Below are 22,015 nucleotides of genomic sequence, written 5' to 3' on the forward strand. Positions count from 1 at the left end.
CCTTATTCAAAGCAGCCACTCAATTGGCAGTATCGACAACAGGAAAATCCCCGTGCGTTGCAAAAATCCTGTATTGGGTTCCTGCTCATGGCGAATGACATCGCCATCAACGTGCTCTATCCAATAAAGCTCACCGTTCTCGGTTAGTCGAACTTCGTAAGCCCGCAACGGGATGCTTTCTTCAAAGGCCTCGTGGATCTTTTCTGAAAGCGCCGGGCTCTCAATCACAAAGCCCAGCTCGGTGTTCAGGTTGATCGAGCGGGGATCGAAATTGAAGGAGCCAACGAACAGTCTCTCGCCGTCAACGGCAAAGGTCTTTGCATGCAGGCTGGAGCCCGAACTACCGAAGGGCCCGGCACTCTGGTTCCGTTCAACATCAGGCGAGAGCCGCCGCATCTCATACAGATGGATACCGGCCTCAAGCAGAGCCTTGCGACGTTTGGCATAACCCGCATGAACAGCGGCTACGTCGGTGGCATCAAGCGAATTGGTCAGTATGCTTACCTCAATACCTTTGTTCGCCAAAGCCGCAAACGCATCAACACCCGCCCGGGTTGGCACGAAGTATGGGGAAATCAATGCGACCCGGGATTCGGGTTCTCCAAGAATCTCGCCAAGCTTATACGCCAGCAGATCTTCCCTTTCAGATTTCCCAAGCCCTTTGGCGGGGCTATCACTGACCATTCGGGTTCTGGCCCAGTCGAACTCCAGTACCCCAGACAACAACTGACGCACAAAATCAGATTCGGAAACTGCCTTCACATAGTCTGTCGCCGCCTGGTCGTTCTCAAGCTTCAGCGCACGACGCTCCAGCTCGCGCAAATCCGCATCGGAAGCGGCGGGCAACAGCTGTTCAACGGGATACGCGGAGGCACTGGCCCAATAGCGATCAAAATCACTCGATACCTCAGGCACCACCGGGCCAATGGCCAGCACGTCCAGATCCGCAAAAAGAACGCCGGCGGTGGCACCAAAATACTCATCGCCGATATTCCGGCCACCGACAATGGTGGCCTGGTTATCCGCCGTGAATGACTTGTTGTGCATGCGCCGGTTAGCCCGCGAGAAGTCCGTCAGGTACCCCAACCATTTGGGATTACGGATCACAAACGGGTTAAAGAGTCGTACTTCAATGGAAGGATGACTTGCCAAGGCAGCGAGTTCGGCGTCTAACCCGGAGGTGCCGTTATCATCCAGCAGCAACCGGACCCGCACTCCCCGCTCAGCCGCCGTATGCAGCTCTTCCAACAGCAGTGTTCCGGTTATATCGCCATGCCAGATGTAATACTGAACGTCCAGAGTTCGATCGGCGGCGCGCGCCAGCAGAACGCGGGCAGCAAAGGCATCCCGAGGGTTTGCCAAGGTATGGATGCCACTATTACCAGGATAGCTCTCCAACTGCGGCGCAATGGCCTGTCCGAGCCGGGTATCGGCGGCCTCATCCAGGTCCAGGGCGCTGGACTCCGATCGGTCAGCGATTGGCAATGCGCAGGCCGACAACAAGACCGATAAAAAGAAGACCATCAGCAACGTTAACGTCCGTTGCTTTGGATTCGCGAAACCAAAATCCGGAATAAATTGTCTCAACGTGCCTGCACCAATAGCGCCCCAACTCGCATGAAAACAGATTTGCCCAGGTAATGACCATAGGCGTTGATATCCAATGGTCAGACTACCATGTCGCTGGCGTCCGCCCTCTGCCCTATTAACAATCGGGCGATTATTCAGCCGGTCCTGGGTCCTGGCGCAAACACCATCCTTAGCCATTCTTACAATTAAATTTACAAATATTTTTCGAACTCAACTAAAAATTCAGGAGAAAATGCCGTATACCGTTCCAATAGGCTATTAAATGACTCGCAGGGAGGCGGTTACCAAAGGAAAAATCGATGCGTGCTTTTTGGGGAAACCTTGCGGTGGGAAAGAAGCTGGCTTCCAGCTTTGCGATTCTGGTGCTGCTCATCCTGATCGTCGCGGTCGTCAGCATCACCTCACTCAACGACTACAACCATCGCGTATCGATATTAAAACAGGCCAACCAAGCTGAAATCTCGTTGCTGGAGGCTGAGCGGGAGGAGAAGAACTATCGGATACACGAACCCCCCGAATCCATTGATCGAGCCGCCGACTACCTGGTGCAAACCAAAGCCGCTCTGGCCACATTGATGACACTGATCCAAAACGCAAGCGACCGGCAACTGGTTGAACAGATACGCGCCGATATCGAAGACTATCAGTCTCTCCTGAACACCTATACGGCAAGCCTATCCGCAGGCGCTTCTGATACGTCGTCCCTCGAAGAACAACTATACAAAGCCGCTCACAATGCCATTGGCAAGACCGAGGAACTGAAAGAGCGCGAGCGGATTCTGATGGAAGAGCGTTATGACCTGACGGTTATCGAAATCATCGCTATAACCGCACTGGCCATGTTTGTGGCGGCGATCGTGGCATGGACCCTCACTCGATCAATAACACGTCCGATCAGCGAAACCCTGAGTATTGCCAACAAGGTTGCATCGGGCGACCTCACCGTGGACAGCCGAAGTAGTCGTGGCGATGAGTTTGGCCAGCTGTTGGCAGCGTTTGGCATCATGGTCACCAACCTCCGGGGACTGATTCAGGAAATCAATCAGGGTGCGGCCAGCATCGCTTCGGCGTCAGAGGAACTCTCTGCGGTCACCCACCAGACAAATATGGGAGTCGCCGAGCAGAAGTCGCAAACAGATCAGGTCGCCACAGCGCTGAATCAGATGGTCGCGACGGTCACTGAAGTTGCTCGAAGTGCCGAAGCCGCCTTTCAGTCCGCAAATCACTGCAGCGACAAGACAGAAAGTGGTACAGCGGCTACCAACGAGACCCTCAGCTTCGTATCCGAGCTGAACTCGCAAAGCACCTCGGTCATGCAGCAACTCAATACCCTGAAAGCCGAAACCGACAATATCGGCACGGTGCTGGACGTTATCAAAGCAGTTGCTGAGCAGACCAACCTTCTGGCGCTGAATGCTGCGATCGAGGCTGCCCGGGCCGGAGACCAGGGGCGCGGCTTTGCCGTAGTGGCGGATGAAGTAAGATCGCTTGCCAAGCGAACCCAAACGTCTGCAGTGGAAATCGAGTCCTTGATCGGCAACCTTCTCGCCAGCGCCGAAGCGGCCGTATCAGACATGGGGCGCGGGCACCAATTAGCCAAGCAAACACTGGAACGGGCAGAACTGGGAGGCACAGCCATTCAGGCCATTGCGGAAGCTGTTGAAGAGATTCGCCGTTACAACAGCCAGATCGCTACCGCCGCTGATCAACAGATTTCGGTTGCCGAAGACATGAACAAGAATATGACTCAGATCCGGGATATTGGAGACCAGTCTGCGGCCTCCACGGAGCAGGTATCGGCGGCCAGCGAGGAGCTGGCAAGACTAGCCGAAGGGCTTCACACGCAAATCGCGCAATTCCGGTACTGATCAACCCAGCGGGCCTTCCGATCATGAACGACAACAACTTGAAGCGGGCAGCGAGGTTCGAGGTATCGATTAGGAGCTCGCTGACGCCAGAGACTGTTAGCCGACCCGGGCCTGCAGAGGGGACATCTTCCGCTCCACCTCCCCACGTTCCTCCTGGGCTCTTTTCAAGCGGGAATAGTTGGTTGGGGTCGGTTCCCGGTCATAGCGTGTCTGCGCCTGATGCGCCAGATCGCACTTCTCCAGCCACTGTTCGATAAGCTCTACTGTGCTCATGGTTCACCTCCGTTTTCGTTAGGTATGCGTTCACCATAAACGACCCACGGAGGTAGAATCCCGAAAGCTTTATGCTTGAATTGTGGCAAATAATGATCGGAAATCAGAGCGCCCGGTGAGTTAGCGCATGGCCTTCATTCCCTCGGCCCACTTGGCCAGCTCCGTCAGCATGGTCGAGGCCGATCCAGTATGATGCTCGGCCGCCTGGAACTTGCGATTTTCGTCCAGAAGTTCCCAGGGCATCTGCACCATCACGCCCTCCACCATGGGCATCATTTTAACGGTGGTCACCAGTTGTTTTGCCATCTGGGCAGACCTAAGCCCGCCAGAGACGCCGCCATAGCTGACAAAGGCACACGGTTTATAATTCCACTCGTTGTACACGTAGTTGATCGCGTTGATGAAGGAAGGCGGCGGGCAGAAGTTGTACTCCGGAAGCACGAACACGTAGGCGTCTGCGCCGGACACACTCTCCGACCAGTTTTTCGTGTGCTCGTGCTGATACTGCTGCTGACGCGGGTGATTGGGCTCGTCATAAACCGGCAAGTTAAAATCCGCCAGATCCACCAGCTCACTGTTAAAAGCACCCTGTTCGTTGGCAAAACCGTTGAACCACTCAGCGATGGCGGGGCCTACACGGCCGGGGCGAGTACTGCAGATGATTGTCTGTAACTTGAGGGACATGGCAGGTTTCCTTTTGCTGAATAAACAGATCCACCAACGCAAACCGTACAGCAATACCGGTTCACGCCGTTATGTAGTCTTGATCAGTCTAGCCTCAGCGCCAGGCGATAGATAACACAAGCTTCTGCAGTAATTGTTCAGTTTTACTGACGATCCCGGAGCACCTTCCAGTCCAGAACATTTCCCTCGGAATCAAACTGAACATAGCCAGAATAGCCGTCGGATTCATGCCAGGTCTTAACGTAACCGACCACCTGGCCATCTTCGGCAATCATTTCAAAGGAGGTGTTCTTCTCGTGGGTAATGCGTTCATCATCACTGTCAGGAGCGACTTCTTGAAGCTTCAGGTTCGGGTTTCCGGGAAGTGCGATATCGAGCAGATGTGAGTTCATGGCAAAACCTCTTCGGGCATTCAGGCAGGGGACCGGTTTCGATCCGTCACGGCCAGTGTAGGCAGGATTTGTGTCGCTGCGTTGACACACCTCAAGACCGTTTCCGTGTTCAGCAGACTGTCACAATCCATGTCTTTGAACCCTGGACCGGCTGGCTGCTATGTTAGTTCCGAAAACAGGAACCGGAGGCTACCCCAATGGACTACGTCAGCCCGATCAGCAGCGCCATAATGGCGGTTGTCTGGATCGTCTACTTTCAGCTGTTTTTCCTGCAATACAAACGAAATAACCGCCCCTATCTGGTCATCCACCATGCCCAGAACGAGAACCCGGATGCACTGTGTTTGCTGGTGAACATGGGGCAGGAAACGGTGCATATTCAGTGTGTACAGGTTGTGGTGCATACCCGGGCTGGGCAAGAGAAAACCCTGACGGTTACGCAATACGAGAGCGTCGCACCGGATGACTCCAACGTACAGCATGCTCTGCGGCAAGGCCCGGTGCCTTCCGGTGGCTACCTGGTTCTGGGCTCGTTCCGGAATGTGATTCTCGGCAAGAACAGCGAGGACGAAGACAGCGACTATCTTTTCGAGGACATTACAGGATTTGAACTTCGGGCAGCCGTGATTCACGGCCCCAGCACCTACCCCGTAGGTGTGCGCCGGAGCTTCACTTTGCGCCACGATGGCAGACCCAAAATATTCCCGCACAACATTCACAGCGAGCAGCTAAACCGGCGCAGAGACCGCAACGAGGTACGCCGCTGGCTTGAGGAAGAGCTTCAGCCCAAATGCAGAGGTCGTTCGGAATCGGACAGCTCCGACCAGTCCGCCAGCGAATAGAACGGGGAAGATGAGTCCCCGTCCGAGTTAGCGGTCTCCCGAGGTCAAACGAGACAGGAAAGCGTCCAGGTCTCTTACCTCTTCAAGGCACAGGCTATGTTCCATTCCATAGCTTTGATACTCCGGCTCGTACCCGAGATCCTGAAGTTTCCGAAGTGCCGCCTGGCCAAGTGTATCGGCCACGATAGGGTCGAAGCGACCATGGCCGATAAATACCGGCAACTTGCGGTTGGCTTCGCTCAGCTCAATGGTATCAGCCGTGGCAAAGTAAGTAGACAGCGCAAACAGGCCACCAAGACGTTCCGGATAGCTGAGAGCCAGTTCATAGGCCACCGCACCGCCCTGGGAGAATCCACCCAGGATAATGTTTTCACTGGCAACGCCCCGCTCCTGCTCGGCCCGGATCAGCTCTGCCACCATGGCTGCGGACGCGCGAAGCTGTTCGGCATCAACCTTACGATCGACGTCCATGGCAAGAATGTCGTACCAGGCAGGCATCACCATTCCGCCATTGATGGTAACTGGCAGCTCCGGTGCATGGGGAAAAATGAAACGGACGGGCTGCTCCCGCGAGAACCGGAACTCCGGAACCACCGGCTCGAAGTCGTGACCGCTGGCGCCAAGACCGTGCAGCCAGATTATGGTGGTTTGCGGGTTGTCGCCGGTGTCGATTTGCAAAGTATTCAGAGTGCCCATCCGTTCTCCGTTATGTCAGTAACAGGTTGTCATCCGCCTGTAGATTCGATAATTTTCCAGTCCTTGCCACGCTCGGCCTGATGGATACAGCGAGCGCACAGCCTGCCGATTTGAATTCGGCAGCCCACTATAAAGGAACATGGACGTACAATGACAACCATTGGTATCGACCTTGGCACCACCAACAGTGCCTGCGGCGTCTGGACGAAAGACGGCGTAAAACTAATTCCCAATCGCCTTGGCGAAATCCTGACACCCTCCGTGGTCAGCCTTGACACCAACAACGAATTGCTTGTCGGCCGGGGCGCCAGGCAACGTCTGATCAATCACAGCGATCGTACCGTGGCCACGTTCAAACGACTGATGGGTACGGACCATACCGTTTTTCTTGGCCGCATGGGGTTCAACGCGACGGAACTGTCTTCGCTGGTTCTAAGGTCTCTGAAAGAAGACGCGGAGGCCTTTCTCGGAGAACCGGTATCCAGCGCCGTCATCAGTGTTCCTGCCTACTTCAGCGACAACCAACGCCAGGCAACCCGACAAGCCGCAGAGCTTGCCGGCCTGAAGGTGGAGCGCCTGATTAACGAGCCCACAGCCGCCGCGATTGCCTATGGTCTGCATGAAAAGCAGGAAGGCATGTTCCTGATTCTGGATTTTGGTGGCGGCACCTTCGACGTCTCCCTGCTCGAATATTTTGACGGTGTTATGGAAGTTCATGCCAGCGCCGGTGATAACCACTTGGGTGGCGAGGATTTTGTCGACGTCATGGTGGCGGATGTGCTGGCGCGCAACGGCCTGTCCCAGGAAGCTATTCCACCCCTTGATCTGCAGAACCTGTATCTCCAGATGGAGGGTGCGAAACGCAAGCTGGGGCCGGGCCAAACGCTCACACTGACGCTTGGGAAGAAAACGGTGGAATTCGAAGTAACCCAGGACTGGTTTATCGAAATCTGCACCCCACTTTTGCTACGCGCCAAGGCACCTATCGAAAGAACACTGCGTGATGCAAAGATACCCGTAGCCAGCATAGACGATGTCATCCTGGTGGGCGGGTCAACCCGGCTGGCTCCTTTCCGCGCCATGGTCGGGCGTATGTTCGGCAGACTGCCCTCCTGCCATATTGATCCGGATACTGTGGTTGCCATGGGCGCCACCATCCAGGCCGGACTGGTAATGCGGGACGAAGCCCTGGACGATATCGTGCTGACCGATGTCTGCCCGTTCACATTGGGTACGGCTGCCTTCAATGAACCCTATGTCGATGAACTCAGCTACTTTCCGATCATTGAACGCAACTGCGTGGTTCCAATCAGTATCGTTCGAAGACTCTATACGGCAAGCCACAACCAGTCGGTGGTGGGTGTTAAGGTCTACCAGGGCGAAAGCCCGAACATAAACAAGAACATATTCCTGGGTGAGATAAAGGTCCGGGTACCAAAAGGCCCCAAAGGCGTTGAAGCTGTGGATGTGCGTTACAGCTACGATGCCAACGGCATTCTGGAAGTGGATGTTACAGTGGTCTCCACCGGAGTGAACAAACAACTGGTTATAGAACGTGCCCCGGGAGCTCTCAGTGACGCTGAAAAAGAGGCCGCCAGAGCTAAACTCGCCGGGCTCAAGTTCCATCCCCGGGACGGTGAAGAGAACCGGATGCTCGTGGCAAGGGCGGAACGCCTCTACGAATCGAGTCTGGACCACCGGCGAGAGTTTGTTGGCAAATTGCTCGATCGCTTTCATTACGCTCTGGACCGGCAGCTTCCTCATGAGATAGAGGAAGCACAGACCTATATGAAAGACATGCTGGATCAGCTGGAAAGCGAGCACTGGTTCTGATGTGGCCCTGGTCTGAGCTCGGGCTGGAATCTACCGACGATGTCCGGGCCATCAAGAAAGCCTATGCCAGGCTTCTGAAACAGACCCGACCCGACGAACACCCTGAAGCCTTCCAGCGCCTGCATCAGGCCTACAAAGAGGCTCTGGCCAGCGCACAACCAAAGAACCAGCACCCGGCTCCCAAGTTTGGTGAGCCGGCGCCGTCAGAGCCGATACAGACGCCAGAAGAACCCTCTGCGGCATCAAAACTGTTTCAACCGCTGAATGACTCTGGCAACACGCCACCGCCAAACGCTGACCCATTCCCGGGTCAGCCTGCGGGACAGCAACCACTTCAGGTCAATGAGCCTCCTCCAGACAACAAGCCTTTTTTCGACAACACGGACAACAAGCCCGAGTCCCTCGAAAACACAAAGCTCACACTTGAAACCGAACCGCCGCCACAGACGGATATTGATCCGGCCAAACCCGTTCCCGGCGAAAAAATCTTTCGGTTTATCCGGGGCGGACGTAGCACCGCGGCACCACCACCGATTGAAGATACCCCAGTGGCGAGCTACCGAATGCGGGCTTTGGCGTTTGCACTGGATACGATTGCCATAGCAGTTGCTCTGGCCATTGGCCAATTCCTGTTAACCGCCATTACGGGTAAAGCGGGCTTGCCTCTATGGATTTTAGCTCCGGCAACTTACCCACTGGCGGCTCTGCTCTTCGAGGGGTCACGCTGGCAGGCCACCCCCGGGAAAAAACTGCTTGGGCTCAAAGTGGTCAATCGCGAACTGATGCCGCTATCAAAACGCCACAGCCTGGGGCGCATTTTTACATTCGTTGTGACCACCGCGTTGCTCTGGAAAGGCATCTGGCTGGTCAATGCGTTTCTGCGCGGCCGGCTACTGCATGATCGGCTTAGTAAAAGCTACGTTGTACATGTGAGCAACCTTCCCTGAAGGCTGAACAAACTAGCGAAACATTCGTTTCCGGCTGAGACCAAGATCGGCCTGAATCGCCTGCCATATTTTCCGGTATTCCTCGGCTGCAGGACTGCGAGGCGCCAATCGTTCCAGAGGCTGCCCCTCCTCCCCCATTCGTTCCACCACACTGGCATAGGGAACGGCGACCGGCATCGGATTCGTCAGCAGCTCCGTTCCCCTTGCCAACACATCCCGATGCAGATTCTTACGCCTATCCACCATTGAAAAGAACGGACGCAGCTTCTTAACACCGAGTTTTTTATCTTTTACAAAGTCTTTCAACTGATCCCAGCTGTTCAGGGACAACCAGGTGGGTACCACCGGTACATACACCTTGTCAGCCACATCCAGCACCTGCTCGGTAAGCCGGGATAACGTGGGCGGGCAATCCAGAATTACCAGACTGGTGTCTTCCGACAAAGGTGCCAACAGGTCTTTCAACGCGTTGCCATCGTGCTCCTGTTCGAGCTTGATGTCGAAATTTCGAAAGCTGGAATGGGCGGGGATAAAATCCAGGTTGGGATAAACGTCTTCGTGAATAAAGCGGGCAATAGGCGATTTCCCCTCCAGCAGTTTGGAGAGTTTCCGGCCCTTCACGGGCTCTGCTCCGGCAAGGTAGAAACTGGAGGCCCCCTGTGGGTCCAGATCCCAGAGCAAGGTCCTCAGATTGTCCCGGCTGGCCAGGTAAGCGGTGTTGACCGCAGCGGCGGTCTTTCCAACCCCGCCCTTGGGGCTGTAGAAGGCGATGATTCTCATCCTGTGCGGCTCCTGCCGTGTTCCATGTCAGTAAACACTACAGGATAACAGCGACCCAGGGGCTATTCATGAAGCTTTTATGACAACCAGCAAGCGACGACTGGCACTAACTGTCCGGGATAGGAGGGTATGAAAGGCTTTCGTAAAACCACTTTCAAGCGGCTTTGCGAAAGCCCTCCGACCGAACCGTCTTGTCCCGGCTGCGCTTGTATTTGGTTTTGTCCTCAACCACACGCATCTGGTATTTTGGCGTTCTCAATTCACGTTGCACAGCACTATGCTGCGTGGCTTTCGCCCGTTTTCTGGCCATGTCACAGTCTCCTCTTCTGGCCGGTGTTTTGTGGCGGCTAGTATAACATCTTCGGATTCAGCAAGAGCGTAAGCAATGACACTCACTGTCTGGCTGACCTTTCTGGTCGCAGCTGTTTTTATCAGTATTTCGCCTGGCGCCGGCGCGGTGAATTCCATGAGCAGCGGGCTTCGCTACGGGGTGCGTAAATCTCTGCCCACCATTGCCGGTCAGCAATTCGGTTACGGCGCACAGATCGTGCTGGTAGGCGCCGGGCTGGGCGCAATCGTCGCCTCCTCCAATACTGCTTTGGCAGTGATCAAATGGATTGGCGTGGTTTACCTTATCTGGCTCGGCATCCAGAAATGGAGGGAGCCACCTATTGAAGCATCCCGGGCGGACCTCTCCGCGTTCAGTCCAAGACAACAGTTCTGGAACGGAGCTCTGGTAAACCTCACCAACCCGAAGGCCACCATCTTCCTGATTGCCCTGTTCCCTCAGTTTCTGGTGGCGGGCGCGCCCCACGGCCCTCAACTGGCCACCATGGGGGCCACGCTGATCTTTGTCGATATCCTGGTGATGGTAGGCTATGCCATTCTCGCCAGCCAGCTGTTCCGGTTCATGACCACCCCTGCGCGCCAGCGGCAAATGAACCGGGTTTTTGGTGGCCTGTTCGTGACCGCAGCGGTGGCCCTGGCCAGTTTCAAGAGAGCCTGAATTGCCACTGGCTGATAGGTAGTTCTGTGTAATTGTGCGGCCACTGCGATTGCCGTCAAATACTCCGACATCAACCTGGGAGCCAACAACGTGCTGATTGCTTCTCTCGCCATTCTTGCCGGTCTTGCCCTTCTGGTCTGGAGTGCAGACCGCTTTGTTGAGGGCTCCGCCGCTGCGGCCGGCCACTTCGGAATGCCACCATTGCTGATCGGTATGGTGGTGGTTGGCTTTGGCACCTCGGCACCGGAGATGGTGGTTTCCGCGCTGGCGGCCTCTCAGGACAACCCGGGACTGGCGCTGGGTAATGCCTATGGTTCCAACATCACCAACATCGCCCTGATTCTGGGTATCACCGCCGTGATCGCCCCGATTGCCGTGCACTCTCAGGTGATGCGCAAGGAACTGCCGATTCTGGCCCTGGTTACCCTGGCGGCGGCCTGGCTGCTGTTTGATGGCGAACTCAGCCGGCTGGATGCGGCCGGCCTGCTGGTGCTGTTTGCCCTGTTACTGGGCTGGAGCATCTGGTCTGGCATGAGAAAAACCGATGATGCCTTCGCCACCGAAATGGATGCCGAGCTTGCCGCTCATCCCATGCCCATTCGCAAGGCGATTCTCTGGCTGGTGGTGGGGCTGGTTCTGCTGATTATCAGCTCCCACGTTCTGGTTTGGGGGGCGGTCGACCTAGCCACTCGCTTTGGCGTCAGTGACCTTGTGATCGGCCTGACCATTGTGGCTATTGGCACGTCCCTGCCGGAACTGGCCTCTTCAATCATTGCGGCCCGCAAGGGCGAGCATGATCTGGCTTTGGGTAATATTCTGGGCTCCAACCTGTTCAACACCCTGGCCGTGGTCGGTATTGCCGGCTCCATTGCCCCCATGGCGGTGGCCAATGAAGTCTTGATCAGGGATATTCCAGTGATGGTGGGCCTGACCCTCGCCCTGTTTGTGCTAGGCTATGGATTTCGCGGGCCCGGGCGTATCAATCGTGTGGAAGGTGTTGGGCTGCTGGCCATCTTCGTGGGCTATACGGCCTACCTGCTAAGCACCACCTTTTAAGAGAGCAGTCCCGGGGTCAGCAACCATTCACTGACTCCCGGATACTGCTCCAGGTCCAGGACAAACTCCTGACCACGTGCCGCGCACTTTAAGCGGCAGTATTCCCCGGAATCCTCCAGGCGCCAGCGTTCCGGATTGTGGTGATAACTCAGGGACGACTTACCAGGTTGGGGCATGAAGGCTGCCGGCAATCGCCACTCCGTGACCTTTGCAGCTCCGGGCGCGGTCAGCCGGTGTTGGTCTGACAAAGCCTGCACGGCTCCAGCAGCTGGCAAATCCTCACGCAAGCCTGGAATCTGAAGCCTGTCGCCGCTGACATAGAGACAGTTCCGTACTGATCGCTCGCCATGCAGATGTGGATGATAGCGCGCCCACTCCGGTACTGACGGCACGTCACCCAGAGGCCAGACGTCTGCCACCTGCAACCAGCCCCAGACAGCGTGAAACGGTCGGCTACCTGGCACAAAGCGCCATCGTTTACGATAACGTTCCACCGGTCGGAACAGCGCAAAAAACAGAAAAAGATCACCAGGACCAATGCAATGATTGGCCAGGTGCGCCTGGGCCGAACTGTGCTGGCCAAGCACCGGGCGCCAGCCTGGCAGCCGGGGATAGGCACTTTCGATAACATCGGGATCCAGATGCGCACCACGTCTGGAAAACGCCTGCTGCCCGGTAAGCTGCGACACCAGCGAACCAATGCTTTCTCCGTGGCGCCGGACCTGGCTATAGCGAATGGGCGACTGGTCGTCCGGAATGGGCAGCGCCAGGCAGCTGCCATCCGGGAAGACCGGATTGGGACAGCCACCTGCGGAACTGTCGAAGCCTTTTCTGCTGAGGATCAGTTTCATAGCCGAGCATTATTGACCAAAGCGGCGCAAACAAAAAAGGCCCGTCGGCGTTTGCCGGCAGGCCTTAAGATTCTGCTGCGCGGAAGTTACCGCACCGCGTTCACCACTTCGTCCACTTGCAGCCGTACGCTCTGCAAGCCGCCACCGGACAGGTACCAGAGGCCTGGGTTAAGCACCACGACTTCGGCAGACACACCCGCCTCGGCCAACGAAGCTTTCAACGTCTCCGGCGCCAGCGGTTCAGCCCCGATCGCGGCGCTGCGATCAACCACCAGCAGGGTATCCGGCGCCATTTGCGCGAGAACGTCGGCCGTCACCGGATAGAAGGTACGCTCTCCACGCATCACCGGCTGCACACTGTCTGGTACAGCCGCTGGCGTCAATGCCAACAGTTCGTAGACTAATGCTTCCTGCCGGAGTGAAAAGTTACCGTTATTATGGGTCACCACGGTAACGGTACCTGCGTCAGCCAACGTCGCCTTTTGCGCCTCGACGTGCTGCCAGAGCGCGTCCAGCTCTGCGCCAGCCGCCTCTTCAAGGCCGTAGTAGCCAGCCAGGCTGAGCACACGGTCATTCACCGCTGCCTGAAGACCATCCCCCTCCAGCGTGACATCACGTACTGGAGCCACCTTCGCAAAGGACGTAAGGGCTTCCGCCCCCTGGCGCCCGGTCATCAGTACCAATCCTGGTTTCAGGTCAGTGGCCAATGCCAGGTCGGGTGTCTTGAGACCACCTGCATCCGGCAGCCTTGCGCCCAGGTCCGCCAGGTAATCCGGCAGGCTCTGGTGCGGAATGGCCACAACCTTTTCTTCCAGACCCAGCTCCAGCAAGGTGTCCAGTGCACCGTGATCGTAGCTGATCACGGTTGGGCCGGTTACTTCCGTCGTGGTCGCGCATCCGGTCAGGGTCATGCCAGCCAGAGCAAAAGCCATAATCCGTTTCATTGAAGTCATGGTTACTATCCTCAGAAGTCGACCGCCAGGCCAAGGTTCAGGCGACGGCCATCCAGCACCACGCCATAGTCATCATTGGTGATTTCTTTATCAGCCAGGTTGTACAGACCCGCGGTCACCCGGGCAGAATCGGTCAGTTGATAAAGCAAGCCGGCATCCATCAGCGTGTAACCCGGCGTGCCATCTGACATGCTACGGCGGCCAAGGTAATCGCTGGTTTCACCACGATAGTTGGCCTGGAACCAAAGATTCAGCCGGTTATTCGCTTGCCAGTCCAGGTTGGCGTTAGCCATGTGCTCAGGAATTTTGTTCAGCGGTTCGCCTTTGTACTCGCCGGTCTTCTGTTCAGAATCGGTGTAGGTGTAGCTGGAATTCAGAGTGACCGAGTCGGTCAGCCGGTAATCCAGCGTCAGTTCGACGCCTCGCATTTCGGCTTCGTCGATGTTGGCCCGGGTACTCAGGAACAGGTAGTCGTTGCCCTGAAAGCTGCAGGTCCAGGTGGCCGGGTCATCGCGATCCCCACTGGGAGACTCACAAAGCCGGTCCTCGGCAATCTTGTCTTTGAAATCGGTCTGGAACAGCATCACGCTGGCGTTCAGTCCCATGGCCCGGCTATCAAACACCATACCCGCCTCGTAGCTGATACTGGATTCCGGATCCAGTTCCGGGTTGCCGATGATCAATGCCCGTGGATGCGGCGCAGGTGAGCCACCGCCGCCAGTGCCGCGGCCGAAGCCTTCGGTCACATCGGCCAGACCCGGCTGACGATACCCGGTAGACACCCCACCCTTGAGGGTCAGCTCTGGCGTCAGATCGTAAAGTGCGTAAACCCTTGGTGAAAACTCACCACCAAACAGCTCATCGTCGTTGTAGCGCAGCCCTGTGGTCACCGACAACTTCTCGGTCAGCCCCCACTCCACTTCTGAGTACACCGCAGCGATCCAGCGATCAACACTGCGTACGGCGCCTGGAATGTTGGATGTCAGCAAACCATTGGTTTCGTCGGTCAGCTTTTCCTTCTTGTACTGGCCACCCACTGTCAGCACATGGTCGCCCCAGAACCGTGTAGCCTGGGTATCCAGCATGGATACTTTCTCTTTCTTGGTCTGATCCTGTACCCGCTCGGACAGGTCGTGCTGGATAAAGCTCCGGGTCAACCAATCGCCATAGTTGCCGGCGTGAGACAGCACGTATACATCTTTGTCGTAGATGTAGTTTGAGCCGGTTTCATCCTCTGCGACACTCTTGCCGGGTGTGCTGGTCTCTTCCAGACGGGAGCTGTCGTAACTCAGGGCAAATTCGTTGCGACTATCCGGAGTCAGAATCAGCTTGGCGCCACCCTGCTTGCGCTTGCTTTCCGGGGTACTGCGTGCGGAGTCATCGGCACCGGCAAAATCGCTCTCATCGTCACCCCCCCAGGCGGCATTCACTTCGGCACTGAGCAGATCCTCCACCAGTGCGCCGCCGGCAAACAGGCTGGTCTGCCGGCTGTCGTTGCTGACATCGTTCAGGGATTTGGTGTACTCGGATGAGATAGTGCCCGCCCATTCACCACGGTTTTTGCGGGTGATGATGTTGATGACGCCGCCCATGGCTTCAGAACCGTACAGCGACGACATCGGGCCACGGATGACTTCAACCCGCTCGATCATGGAAATGGGCGGCAGAGCAATCTGCTTGCCACCGTCCTGGCCGTTGGTGTTTACCGAACGCCCCGCTGAGACCGGCCGGCCGTCGACCAGATAAAGCGTGTAACTGTCATGCATCCCCCGAATGCTGATGTCCTGCGCACCACCGCCACCGGTTACGTACACTCCCGGGATGTTATTCACCGCATCGACAATACTCTTGTAGGACTTCTTCGCCAGCTCCTCGCCAGAGATCACCGAAATACTGGCAGGCGCATCCGAGATGTTCTGCTCGAAACCAGCCGCAGTCACCACAATTTCACCCAGCTCAACGGGCTCAGTCTGGGCCAGGCTCGCGGTGCTGGCACTGGCCAGGGCAACTGCTGACGCCAGCAAAGGAAAACGACGGCGCATGAATAACTCCTTGTGTTGTGCAACGTTCACGATGTATCAGTTTTCGCATTTGCGAATCATTATCAGTGGCGTGAACATTAACACAACGCAAGGGTTCAGGTGTTGGAATGATGCGTTCCGCTTTTCGGAACAGCCTGTGTGGCAGTTCCAGCACCCCCCGTCCATTCCTCCGGGATACAGCTTCGTAAATGAGCAATAAAGGCCCGCACCCGACGGGGAAGAACACCATGAGGATAAAGCAAGGTTACTGGTAGGTCGGGTCCATACCAGTCCGGTAAACAGGACTGAAAGCTACCGGGGTGAGCCGTCAGCCGGCGCTCTACCAGCCAGGCCGGCATCAACCCCAGGCCGCGGCCCGCTGCAATGGCGTCACCCTGTACATTGAACTGATCCACGGTAAACCGGCGATCCGGTAGCGACAGCGGAAAATTGCCCTGGCGGGAGTGATGCAGTATCACCCCGGTGTCTGCCATACCCAGCAGATCCACCCAGGGATGATGGGCAAGCTCTCCCGGTGAAGCCGGCTTGCCGTGCTGCCGGAAATAGGCCGGGCTACCGAAAATACCCTGTTTGAGCACACCGAGCACCTCGTGGCGCAGCGCTGTCTCACCGGCCTCGCCCAGCCAGATACACACACCGTCCTCGACCGCTTCCGGCAGGTTCCTCTGGGTGTGAATCGCAACACGAAGGTCGTCATGGTCAGCCATAAAGGACTCAACCACCCCGGAAAACCAGCCACGCACAAAAGATTCGTGACAACGCAATTCCAGCTTGCCGGTTACCTCGGCTTTGAGTTCGTCCAGTGCCTCCCGCCCCTGCACCACCAACTCGAGAATGTCGTTGCAATAGCGGTAGAACACACGCCCGGCATCGTTCGGCACGATCTTCCGGGATTGCCTCAACAGCAGTGGCTGCCCCACATTCTCCTCCAGTTGCCGAATCCGGCGGCTGAGAGTGGACTTGGGTAGTCCCAGATCCAGGGTACTGGCGGTCAGGCTGCCAGTACGCACCACGGACACAAAGGCCTCCAGCTCCTGCAAGTCATACATGATTTGGTTCCATTATTTGCAACTGACCGTTCCAATTTATCACTTTAAAACCTTAACGAGAACCATTATCATTATTTTCCATTAAAATTTGCAAGCTATCTAACACCCCGCTGCCGGAGCGCACTGACCATGACATGCCGCACTCACCCCCCTAAACAGACGCTTCTCCGTTCCATTGCCGTACTGGCTCTCTCCGCCATGGGCGTGGGTGCCAGTCTCGCGGATACCCGGTCTGTGGAAACGGCCTATGGCCCGGTAACGGTCAACGGCCAGCCAGAGCGAGTAGTCACACTGTATGAGGGTGCCCTGGACACGACACTGGCCGTAGATGCCAACCCAGTGGGCGCAGTGATTACCCGTGGCGGCAGCGACGTTGCCGATTACATCAAGTCCCGGGCGGGTGATATCGCTATTGTGGGCGCTCCGGCCGAAACCAATATTGAAGCGGTTATCTCCGTCCGGCCCGATCTGATTCTGGCGGCGCCACGCACCAATGAGCAGCAATACCAGTTGCTGTCGCGGATTGCGCCGGTGATCGTGTCAGATGTTCCCATGTTCCAATCAGACAGCTGGGAACGGGAAACCCGCCTGTTCGCCAAAGCCCTGGGGCGGGAAGAAGCCGCTGAGCAGGTGATTGCCCAAGTCGAATCACGCATTGCCGAAGTTGCCGCCCTTGTGGAGGCCCGCATCCCGGAAGCCCAGCGAGATGCCACCCTGGTTCGCTGGATGCCCCAGGGCCCCCTGGTGATGGCGGAAGGCCTGTTCTCGGCCTCGATTCTTCAGGCAGTAGGCTTCCGGATAGATGACAATGATCTGGTTAAAGAAGGTCGCCCCCATAGCGAACCACTGAGCCTGGAGAACCTGTCCAGCATGGATCAAAGCTGGGTATTCCTGGCGACACTGAATGCAGATGGCGATAAAGCACTGGAGGCAGCCCGCCAATCCCCGGCCTTTGCCCGCCTGGATGCGGTTGAACACGACCGGGTGATCACCGTCAGCGGGCAACTCTGGACCAGCGCTACCGGACCTCTGGCGGTACTGGCCATTCTTGATGACATCGAAGCTGCGGTCACGGCCATTCAGCCCTGAAGCGCCCAATGTTAAACGCTCTATCCCCGACTAGCGTGGTTGCGTCTCGCGCTTTTTTCCCGCCGCTTCTGGCTGCGGGATTTTTATTGTTGCTGGTGGTACTGGCCAGCCTGCTCTATGGCGCCGGCCCGGTGTCTGCCAGCGATGCCATTGCGGCGCTGATGGCCAATGGCACTGAGGAAGCCTGGTTTGTGGTCACCGAACTTCGGCTACCCCGCACCATCATTGCCCTGGTCACCGGCCTCGCACTGGGCCTGGCTGGTGCCCTGCTCCAGTCCATGACCCGCAATCCGCTCGCCGAGCCTGGCTTGCTGGGCGTCAGCGCTGGCAGTGGCTTTGCAGTGGCCCTGGCCATCCTCTTGGGAGCCACCACAGCCACACTCACCACTCTGGTCGCCCAGCTCGGGGCGCTGGCCGGCTGCGCCCTGGTGATCGCCGCCACCCGGGTGCAGGGGCTGGGCAATGATCCTGTGCGCCTGGTATTGGCCGGGGCCACCCTGACCGGACTGCTGCTGGCGCTGACCTCCATGTTGATGTTGATAGACCAGCGAGCCGCCGATGAGATTCGCTTCTGGATTACCGGCAGCGTGGCCGGCAAACCCTTATCCATACTTTGGGCAACGCTTCCTTCCATCACACTCGCGCTGGTTCTGATGGCTACCGTGGCACGACCACTGGCAGCCATGGCCCTGGGCGAAAAGGCGGCCGTTGGGCTGGGACATCACCCGGGGCGAATCCGTTTCCTGATCACCCTCACGGTTGCTCTTCTGGTGGGCTCGGCAACGGCCCTGGCCGGGCCGCTGATCTTTGTGGGGCTGGTGGTGCCGTTTATTGCCCGGGCCTTTTCTGGCCCGGATATCCGCAAGACCCTCTGGCTGTGTGTGCCTGTTGGCCCTGCCGTGGTATTGGGTGCCGACGTGGTTTCCCGGTTGATTGCCGCGCCCGCCGAAATGCCTCTGGGGGTGGTTACCGCTCTGATTGGCGCTCCGGTGCTGCTGGCCATTGTCCGGGCCGGCCGGATGCCTTCGCTATGACCGCAGGATTCGCCATGCCGGACAAACGTAACGCTCTGGTTAATACCGCCCTGCTCGGGCTGTTAGTCCTGGCAACCATCATCTCGCTGGCCACCGGTACCGTGCAGGTTTCCCTGTTCGATACCCTCAGGGCATTAGCCGGTAACGCAGACCCAATAACCGATTTCGTGATCAACGAGCTTCGTCTGAGCCGGGTAATTGCGGGACTACTGAGTGGCGCGGCGCTGGCCATGGCCGGATGCCTGATGCAGACCCTGGCCCGTAACCGTCTGGCGACACCGGGCATTATCGGCATCGATAACGCGGCTACCGCCTTTGCCGTCGCGTCGGTAGTGGGTGTGGGGCTATCGCTGGCGCCATCAGCCATGGCTCTGGCCGGAGCGGCAGCCGCCACGGCGATCGCCTTTGGTCTGGCGGGCGCCAATGGTACCCGCGGCTATCGCTTTATCGTCGCCGGAATTGGCATTGGCGCCATCGCGGGCGCTGTTACCCAGGTAATGCTCAGTCGGGTGGCGATTGATGCCGCCAATGCGGCCTATCCCTGGACCGTGGGCAGTCTGAATGCCCGTTCCGGCCAGAGTGTGCTGGTACTCGGAATGGGCCTTGCGGCCGGCTACCTGGTTCTTATGAGTCTCAGCCGGGCCCTCAATACCTTGCAGTTCACGGATGCGGTGGCCATTGCCCTGGGCACCCGACTGAAAGCCACCCGCATAATCGGCCTGGGTTTGTCGGTGATGCTCACGGGCCTGGCAGTATCGGTCTGCGGGCCGGTTGGCCTGATTGCCCTGCTGGCGCCGGAGCTTGCCCGGGCCCTGTGCCGCCCGGGCAAGGTTCCGCTCACGGCTGCGGCCCTGGCGGGCGCCAGCTTCATGCTGATTGCCGACCTGTTAGGCCGCACGCTGTTTGCGCCGCTGGAAATTCCGGTAGGCATCATTACCGCCATCGTCGGCAGCCCTTACCTGCTCTGGATACTGCTGAGACCTTCGCCACGGAGCCTGACATGAGCCAACCCCAAACCGCGACCCTTGCCGCCGACGACATCACCCTGGCGCACCGTCAGTTTGTGGTAGCGGAGAATCTGAGCCTTCATCTGCCAACGGCCCAGGTCACCGCCATCGTGGGCCCCAACGGCTGCGGAAAATCCACCTTGCTGAATGGTCTGGCCCGGATTCATACGCCCAAGGGCGGCTCGGTGCTTCTTGACGGCAAGGATATCCATCGCCTGCCGTCCAAAGAAGTCGCCCGGAAACTGGCCCTGCTACCCCAGGACAACACCGCCCCGGAAGGTCTCACCGTTGCCGACCTGGTACGCTTTGGCCGCCAGCCTCATCAGGGCTGGATGACACAGTGGTCGAAAGAAGACCAACGGGCCTTCGATCAGGCGATACAGGCCGCCGATGTTGCCGGATTGGCTGACCGTGCACTGGACACCCTCTCTGGCGGGCAACGACAGCGGGCCTGGATTGCCATGGCGGTGGCCCAGCAAACGCCGCTGTTGCTGCTGGATGAGCCCACGTCGGCTCTGGATCTGGGTCACCAGATTGAGGTGTTTGAGTTAATCCGGGCGCTGAGCGGACAAGGCAAGACCATCGCCATGGTGGTGCACGACCTGGCCAGTGCCTGTCGCTATGCGGACCATATGGTGGCCATGAAAAATGGAACCATTATTGAGGAGGGCGCTCCGGCGGAGATTGTCTCACCGGAGCTGGTGCAGGAACTCTACGGCGTCAGCTGCGATCTGATTCACGACCCGGCCACCGGTAGCCCGTTACTGGTCAACGTGCGCCGCAATCCCTGAGCGGTATCAGGCCTGGGCTTCGGCCCTGGCCTTTTCCCGGGCAATAGCGGCTGGCGCTCCGGCCGCCAGCACCACCGCACCAGCCGAGCAGGCCAGCATGCTCAGCACGATGGGCAGCAGCGCATCACCTCCGAAGGCCGATGACAGCGCACTGATCCCTCCGGCCAGGGTGAATTGAGAGGCGCCCAGCATAGCGGCGGCGGTTCCGCCCAGATGCGGAAAGAACTCCAGCGCATTGGCCATGTTGTTAGGCACGATCCCGCCCTGACAGCCAATGGCGCCAATGATGAACAACGCCACCGCCCAGAACGGGCCGTCCAGAATTACCACGGTAACCAGCCCGACCAGCATCAGGAACTGCAGCATGACCTGTACCCGCAACAGGATTACCGATGGGAAACGTCGCAACAGCGGCCGGTTGACCAGATTCAGCACCGCCATCAATCCGATATTGGCCGCGAACAGCATGGAGAAACTGGCGTTCGACAGACCGAACCACTCCTGGTAGATAAACGACGAGTGGGTAATGAACAGCAGCATGGTGCTGAAGCACATCACCTGAATACCGATAAAGCGCATGGTTGTGCTGTGGCGAAGCACCAGCAGGTAGTTGGTCACCAGAGTTTTCACCGGCGTCGTGGCCTGGGGCCTGGGTTTCAACCTGGGAAACAGGGCAATTTGCAGCACGACCGCCAGCAAGAGCGCGTAGCCGGCCAGAAATACGAAGATCCAGTGCCAATCGCCGAGCGCGAGCATCAACGCACCGAGTGAAGGTGCCGCAGCCGGGGCAATAAACATGATCAGGCCAATCAGGCCGAACAGGCGCGCGGCTTCCTGTCCGCCCACCTGGTCCCGGACAATCGCCGGCACCGAGACCGCACAGAAAGCACCGCCGATGCCCTGCACGATCCGCCAGCCCACCAACTCCGCCAGGGTATCAGCACCAGCAATCATCATCGCGGCAATGGCGAAAATGGTCAGTCCAACGAAAAGTATCAGCTTGCGACCATAGCGATCCGACAAAGGCCCGCCCACCAGCTGGGCGAGACCAAGGGTGGCGACATAGGCACTCAGAGTCAGGCCCACATCCGCGTGGGGAATACCAAATCCGTCGGCAATATCGGGGAACGCTGGCAAATACGCATCCAGAGCCAGAGGCCCCAGGGCGACGGTCATACCAAGTAATAACGCGAGCTGAAAATGAGACAAGGGCTACCTCCGCTGACTAGGTA

At 57.8% G+C, this 22,015-nt stretch carries 22 protein-coding genes; 10 read left to right on the forward strand and 12 right to left on the reverse strand.

All coding sequences use genetic code 11. From position 1 onward, the window contains the following. Positions 1-6: 6 nt before the first annotated feature. Positions 7-1,524: a phospholipase D family protein gene (locus tag ARC85_RS16655; protein ID WP_036148089.1), complete on the reverse strand. Its 1,518-nt coding sequence runs from the start codon at positions 1,522-1,524 to the stop codon at positions 7-9. Between the two features lie 365 nt (positions 1,525-1,889). On the opposite strand from ARC85_RS16655, the gene ARC85_RS16660 reads away from it, so the two are divergent. Beyond that, positions 1,890-3,458, forward strand: a complete 1,569-nt coding sequence (locus ARC85_RS16660; protein WP_286715568.1) for a methyl-accepting chemotaxis protein — start codon at positions 1,890-1,892, stop codon at positions 3,456-3,458. Positions 3,459-3,554: 96 nt separating this feature from the next. Here ARC85_RS16660 and ARC85_RS16665 read toward each other — a convergent pair whose 3' ends face one another. The 3 genes from ARC85_RS16665 to ARC85_RS16675 form a co-directional block, all read right to left on the reverse strand. Next, entirely contained in the window at positions 3,555-3,731 is a 177-nt protein-coding gene (locus ARC85_RS16665) for a hypothetical protein (protein ID WP_153740605.1), read from the reverse strand. 120 nt (positions 3,732-3,851) lie between these two features. Continuing rightward, positions 3,852-4,415 (reverse strand): NADPH-dependent FMN reductase, encoded by a 564-nt coding sequence (locus tag ARC85_RS16670; protein WP_153740604.1) that lies wholly within the window; start codon positions 4,413-4,415, stop codon positions 3,852-3,854. Positions 4,416-4,558: 143 nt separating this feature from the next. Beyond that, entirely contained in the window at positions 4,559-4,807 is a 249-nt protein-coding gene (locus ARC85_RS16675; RefSeq protein ID WP_153740603.1) for a hypothetical protein, read from the reverse strand. A 197-nt stretch (positions 4,808-5,004) separates the two neighbouring features. Here ARC85_RS16675 and ARC85_RS16680 point away from each other — a divergent pair, with 197 nt between their 5' ends. Continuing rightward, positions 5,005-5,649, forward strand: a complete 645-nt coding sequence (locus ARC85_RS16680; RefSeq protein ID WP_023008653.1) for a hypothetical protein — start codon at positions 5,005-5,007, stop codon at positions 5,647-5,649. A gap of 27 nt (positions 5,650-5,676) precedes the next feature. On the opposite strand, the gene ARC85_RS16685 is transcribed toward ARC85_RS16680, so the two are convergent. Then, positions 5,677-6,345: an alpha/beta hydrolase gene (locus ARC85_RS16685; RefSeq protein WP_153740602.1), complete on the reverse strand. Its 669-nt coding sequence runs from the start codon at positions 6,343-6,345 to the stop codon at positions 5,677-5,679. 150 nt (positions 6,346-6,495) lie between these two features. Here ARC85_RS16685 and ARC85_RS16690 point away from each other — a divergent pair, with 150 nt between their 5' ends. After that, a complete protein-coding gene (locus ARC85_RS16690) occupies positions 6,496-8,178 on the forward strand; it encodes a molecular chaperone HscC (RefSeq protein ID WP_153740601.1) in 1,683 nt (560 codons plus the stop codon). Beyond that, entirely contained in the window at positions 8,178-9,125 is a 948-nt protein-coding gene (locus ARC85_RS19675; protein ID WP_153740600.1) for an RDD family protein, read from the forward strand. The genes ARC85_RS16690 and ARC85_RS19675 overlap by 1 nt, the downstream gene beginning before the upstream one ends. Positions 9,126-9,137: 12 nt before the next feature. On the opposite strand, the gene ARC85_RS16705 is transcribed toward ARC85_RS19675, so the two are convergent. Further along, positions 9,138-9,905: a ParA family protein gene (locus ARC85_RS16705; RefSeq protein ID WP_153740599.1), complete on the reverse strand. Its 768-nt coding sequence runs from the start codon at positions 9,903-9,905 to the stop codon at positions 9,138-9,140. A gap of 154 nt (positions 9,906-10,059) precedes the next feature. After that, the gene (locus ARC85_RS16710) at positions 10,060-10,215 is read right to left on the reverse strand and encodes a hypothetical protein (protein ID WP_022990772.1); all 156 of its coding nucleotides are present in this window, start codon (positions 10,213-10,215) and stop codon (positions 10,060-10,062) included. Positions 10,216-10,290: 75 nt separating this feature from the next. On the opposite strand from ARC85_RS16710, the gene rhtB reads away from it, so the two are divergent. Together rhtB and ARC85_RS16720 are read left to right on the forward strand one after the other, a co-directional pair. Then, positions 10,291-10,911 (forward strand): homoserine/homoserine lactone efflux protein, encoded by a 621-nt coding sequence (gene rhtB / locus ARC85_RS16715; protein ID WP_113879266.1) that lies wholly within the window; start codon positions 10,291-10,293, stop codon positions 10,909-10,911. A gap of 90 nt (positions 10,912-11,001) precedes the next feature. Beyond that, the gene (locus tag ARC85_RS16720; protein ID WP_199451830.1) at positions 11,002-11,967 is read left to right on the forward strand and encodes a calcium/sodium antiporter; all 966 of its coding nucleotides are present in this window, start codon (positions 11,002-11,004) and stop codon (positions 11,965-11,967) included. Here ARC85_RS16720 and ARC85_RS16725 read toward each other — a convergent pair. From ARC85_RS16725 to ARC85_RS16740, 4 genes are all read right to left on the reverse strand, one after another. Then, positions 11,964-12,818: an Nmad3 family putative nucleotide modification protein gene (locus ARC85_RS16725; RefSeq protein WP_199451831.1), complete on the reverse strand. Its 855-nt coding sequence runs from the start codon at positions 12,816-12,818 to the stop codon at positions 11,964-11,966. The genes ARC85_RS16720 and ARC85_RS16725 overlap by 4 nt on opposite strands. Before the next feature lie 86 nt (positions 12,819-12,904). Next, positions 12,905-13,771, reverse strand: a complete 867-nt coding sequence (locus tag ARC85_RS16730) for an ABC transporter substrate-binding protein (protein WP_153740596.1) — start codon at positions 13,769-13,771, stop codon at positions 12,905-12,907. Between the two features lie 11 nt (positions 13,772-13,782). Further along, on the reverse strand, positions 13,783-15,813 hold the full coding sequence (locus tag ARC85_RS16735) for a TonB-dependent receptor domain-containing protein (RefSeq protein WP_286715570.1): 2,031 nt from the start codon (positions 15,811-15,813) through the stop codon (positions 13,783-13,785). A 95-nt stretch (positions 15,814-15,908) separates the two neighbouring features. After that, on the reverse strand, positions 15,909-16,862 hold the full coding sequence (locus ARC85_RS16740; protein ID WP_278350547.1) for a LysR family transcriptional regulator: 954 nt from the start codon (positions 16,860-16,862) through the stop codon (positions 15,909-15,911). A 129-nt stretch (positions 16,863-16,991) separates the two neighbouring features. Here ARC85_RS16740 and ARC85_RS16745 point away from each other — a divergent pair, with 129 nt between their 5' ends. From ARC85_RS16745 to ARC85_RS16760, 4 genes are all read left to right on the forward strand, one after another. Further along, complete coding sequence (locus tag ARC85_RS16745; RefSeq protein WP_227548872.1) at positions 16,992-17,951, forward strand: ABC transporter substrate-binding protein; 960 nt, start codon at positions 16,992-16,994, stop codon at positions 17,949-17,951. Positions 17,952-18,046: 95 nt separating this feature from the next. Then, the gene (locus tag ARC85_RS16750) at positions 18,047-18,985 is read left to right on the forward strand and encodes a FecCD family ABC transporter permease (RefSeq protein ID WP_286715577.1); all 939 of its coding nucleotides are present in this window, start codon (positions 18,047-18,049) and stop codon (positions 18,983-18,985) included. Further along, on the forward strand, positions 18,982-19,989 hold the full coding sequence (locus ARC85_RS16755; protein WP_286715572.1) for a FecCD family ABC transporter permease: 1,008 nt from the start codon (positions 18,982-18,984) through the stop codon (positions 19,987-19,989). Before ARC85_RS16750 ends, ARC85_RS16755 begins: the two co-directional genes overlap by 4 nt. Continuing rightward, complete coding sequence (locus ARC85_RS16760; protein ID WP_153740591.1) at positions 19,986-20,783, forward strand: ABC transporter ATP-binding protein; 798 nt, start codon at positions 19,986-19,988, stop codon at positions 20,781-20,783. Before ARC85_RS16755 ends, ARC85_RS16760 begins: the two co-directional genes overlap by 4 nt. A 6-nt stretch (positions 20,784-20,789) precedes the next feature. Here ARC85_RS16760 and ARC85_RS16765 read toward each other — a convergent pair whose 3' ends face one another. Next, a complete protein-coding gene (locus tag ARC85_RS16765; protein ID WP_278350544.1) occupies positions 20,790-21,992 on the reverse strand; it encodes a multidrug effflux MFS transporter in 1,203 nt (400 codons plus the stop codon). Positions 21,993-22,015: the final 23 nt, after the last annotated feature.

Source organism: Marinobacter sp. tcs-11, from assembly GCF_002049515.1.
Lineage (GTDB): Bacteria > Pseudomonadota > Gammaproteobacteria > Pseudomonadales > Oleiphilaceae > Marinobacter > Marinobacter nauticus.

What these genes read in the sequence shown, in the direction of transcription:
- ARC85_RS16655 (WP_036148089.1), bottom strand. Translation starts at nt 1,524, where the DNA reads ATGGTCTTCTTTTTATCGGTCTTGTTGTCGGCCTGCGCATTGCCAATC.
- ARC85_RS16660 (WP_286715568.1), top strand. Translation starts at nt 1,890, where the DNA reads ATGCGTGCTTTTTGGGGAAACCTTGCGGTGGGAAAGAAGCTGGCTTCC.
- ARC85_RS16665 (WP_153740605.1), bottom strand. Translation starts at nt 3,731, where the DNA reads ATGAGCACAGTAGAGCTTATCGAACAGTGGCTGGAGAAGTGCGATCTG.
- ARC85_RS16670 (WP_153740604.1), bottom strand. Translation starts at nt 4,415, where the DNA reads ATGTCCCTCAAGTTACAGACAATCATCTGCAGTACTCGCCCCGGCCGT.
- ARC85_RS16675 (WP_153740603.1), bottom strand. Translation starts at nt 4,807, where the DNA reads ATGAACTCACATCTGCTCGATATCGCACTTCCCGGAAACCCGAACCTG.
- ARC85_RS16680 (WP_023008653.1), top strand. Translation starts at nt 5,005, where the DNA reads ATGGACTACGTCAGCCCGATCAGCAGCGCCATAATGGCGGTTGTCTGG.
- ARC85_RS16685 (WP_153740602.1), bottom strand. Translation starts at nt 6,345, where the DNA reads ATGGGCACTCTGAATACTTTGCAAATCGACACCGGCGACAACCCGCAA.
- ARC85_RS16690 (WP_153740601.1), top strand. Translation starts at nt 6,496, where the DNA reads ATGACAACCATTGGTATCGACCTTGGCACCACCAACAGTGCCTGCGGC.
- ARC85_RS19675 (WP_153740600.1), top strand. Translation starts at nt 8,178, where the DNA reads ATGTGGCCCTGGTCTGAGCTCGGGCTGGAATCTACCGACGATGTCCGG.
- ARC85_RS16705 (WP_153740599.1), bottom strand. Translation starts at nt 9,905, where the DNA reads ATGAGAATCATCGCCTTCTACAGCCCCAAGGGCGGGGTTGGAAAGACC.
- ARC85_RS16710 (WP_022990772.1), bottom strand. Translation starts at nt 10,215, where the DNA reads ATGGCCAGAAAACGGGCGAAAGCCACGCAGCATAGTGCTGTGCAACGT.
- rhtB (WP_113879266.1), top strand. Translation starts at nt 10,291, where the DNA reads ATGACACTCACTGTCTGGCTGACCTTTCTGGTCGCAGCTGTTTTTATC.
- ARC85_RS16725 (WP_199451831.1), bottom strand. Translation starts at nt 12,818, where the DNA reads ATGAAACTGATCCTCAGCAGAAAAGGCTTCGACAGTTCCGCAGGTGGC.
- ARC85_RS16730 (WP_153740596.1), bottom strand. Translation starts at nt 13,771, where the DNA reads ATGACTTCAATGAAACGGATTATGGCTTTTGCTCTGGCTGGCATGACC.
- ARC85_RS16735 (WP_286715570.1), bottom strand. Translation starts at nt 15,813, where the DNA reads ATGCGCCGTCGTTTTCCTTTGCTGGCGTCAGCAGTTGCCCTGGCCAGT.
- ARC85_RS16740 (WP_278350547.1), bottom strand. Translation starts at nt 16,862, where the DNA reads ATGTATGACTTGCAGGAGCTGGAGGCCTTTGTGTCCGTGGTGCGTACT.
- ARC85_RS16745 (WP_227548872.1), top strand. Translation starts at nt 16,992, where the DNA reads ATGACATGCCGCACTCACCCCCCTAAACAGACGCTTCTCCGTTCCATT.
- ARC85_RS16755 (WP_286715572.1), top strand. Translation starts at nt 18,982, where the DNA reads ATGACCGCAGGATTCGCCATGCCGGACAAACGTAACGCTCTGGTTAAT.
- ARC85_RS16760 (WP_153740591.1), top strand. Translation starts at nt 19,986, where the DNA reads ATGAGCCAACCCCAAACCGCGACCCTTGCCGCCGACGACATCACCCTG.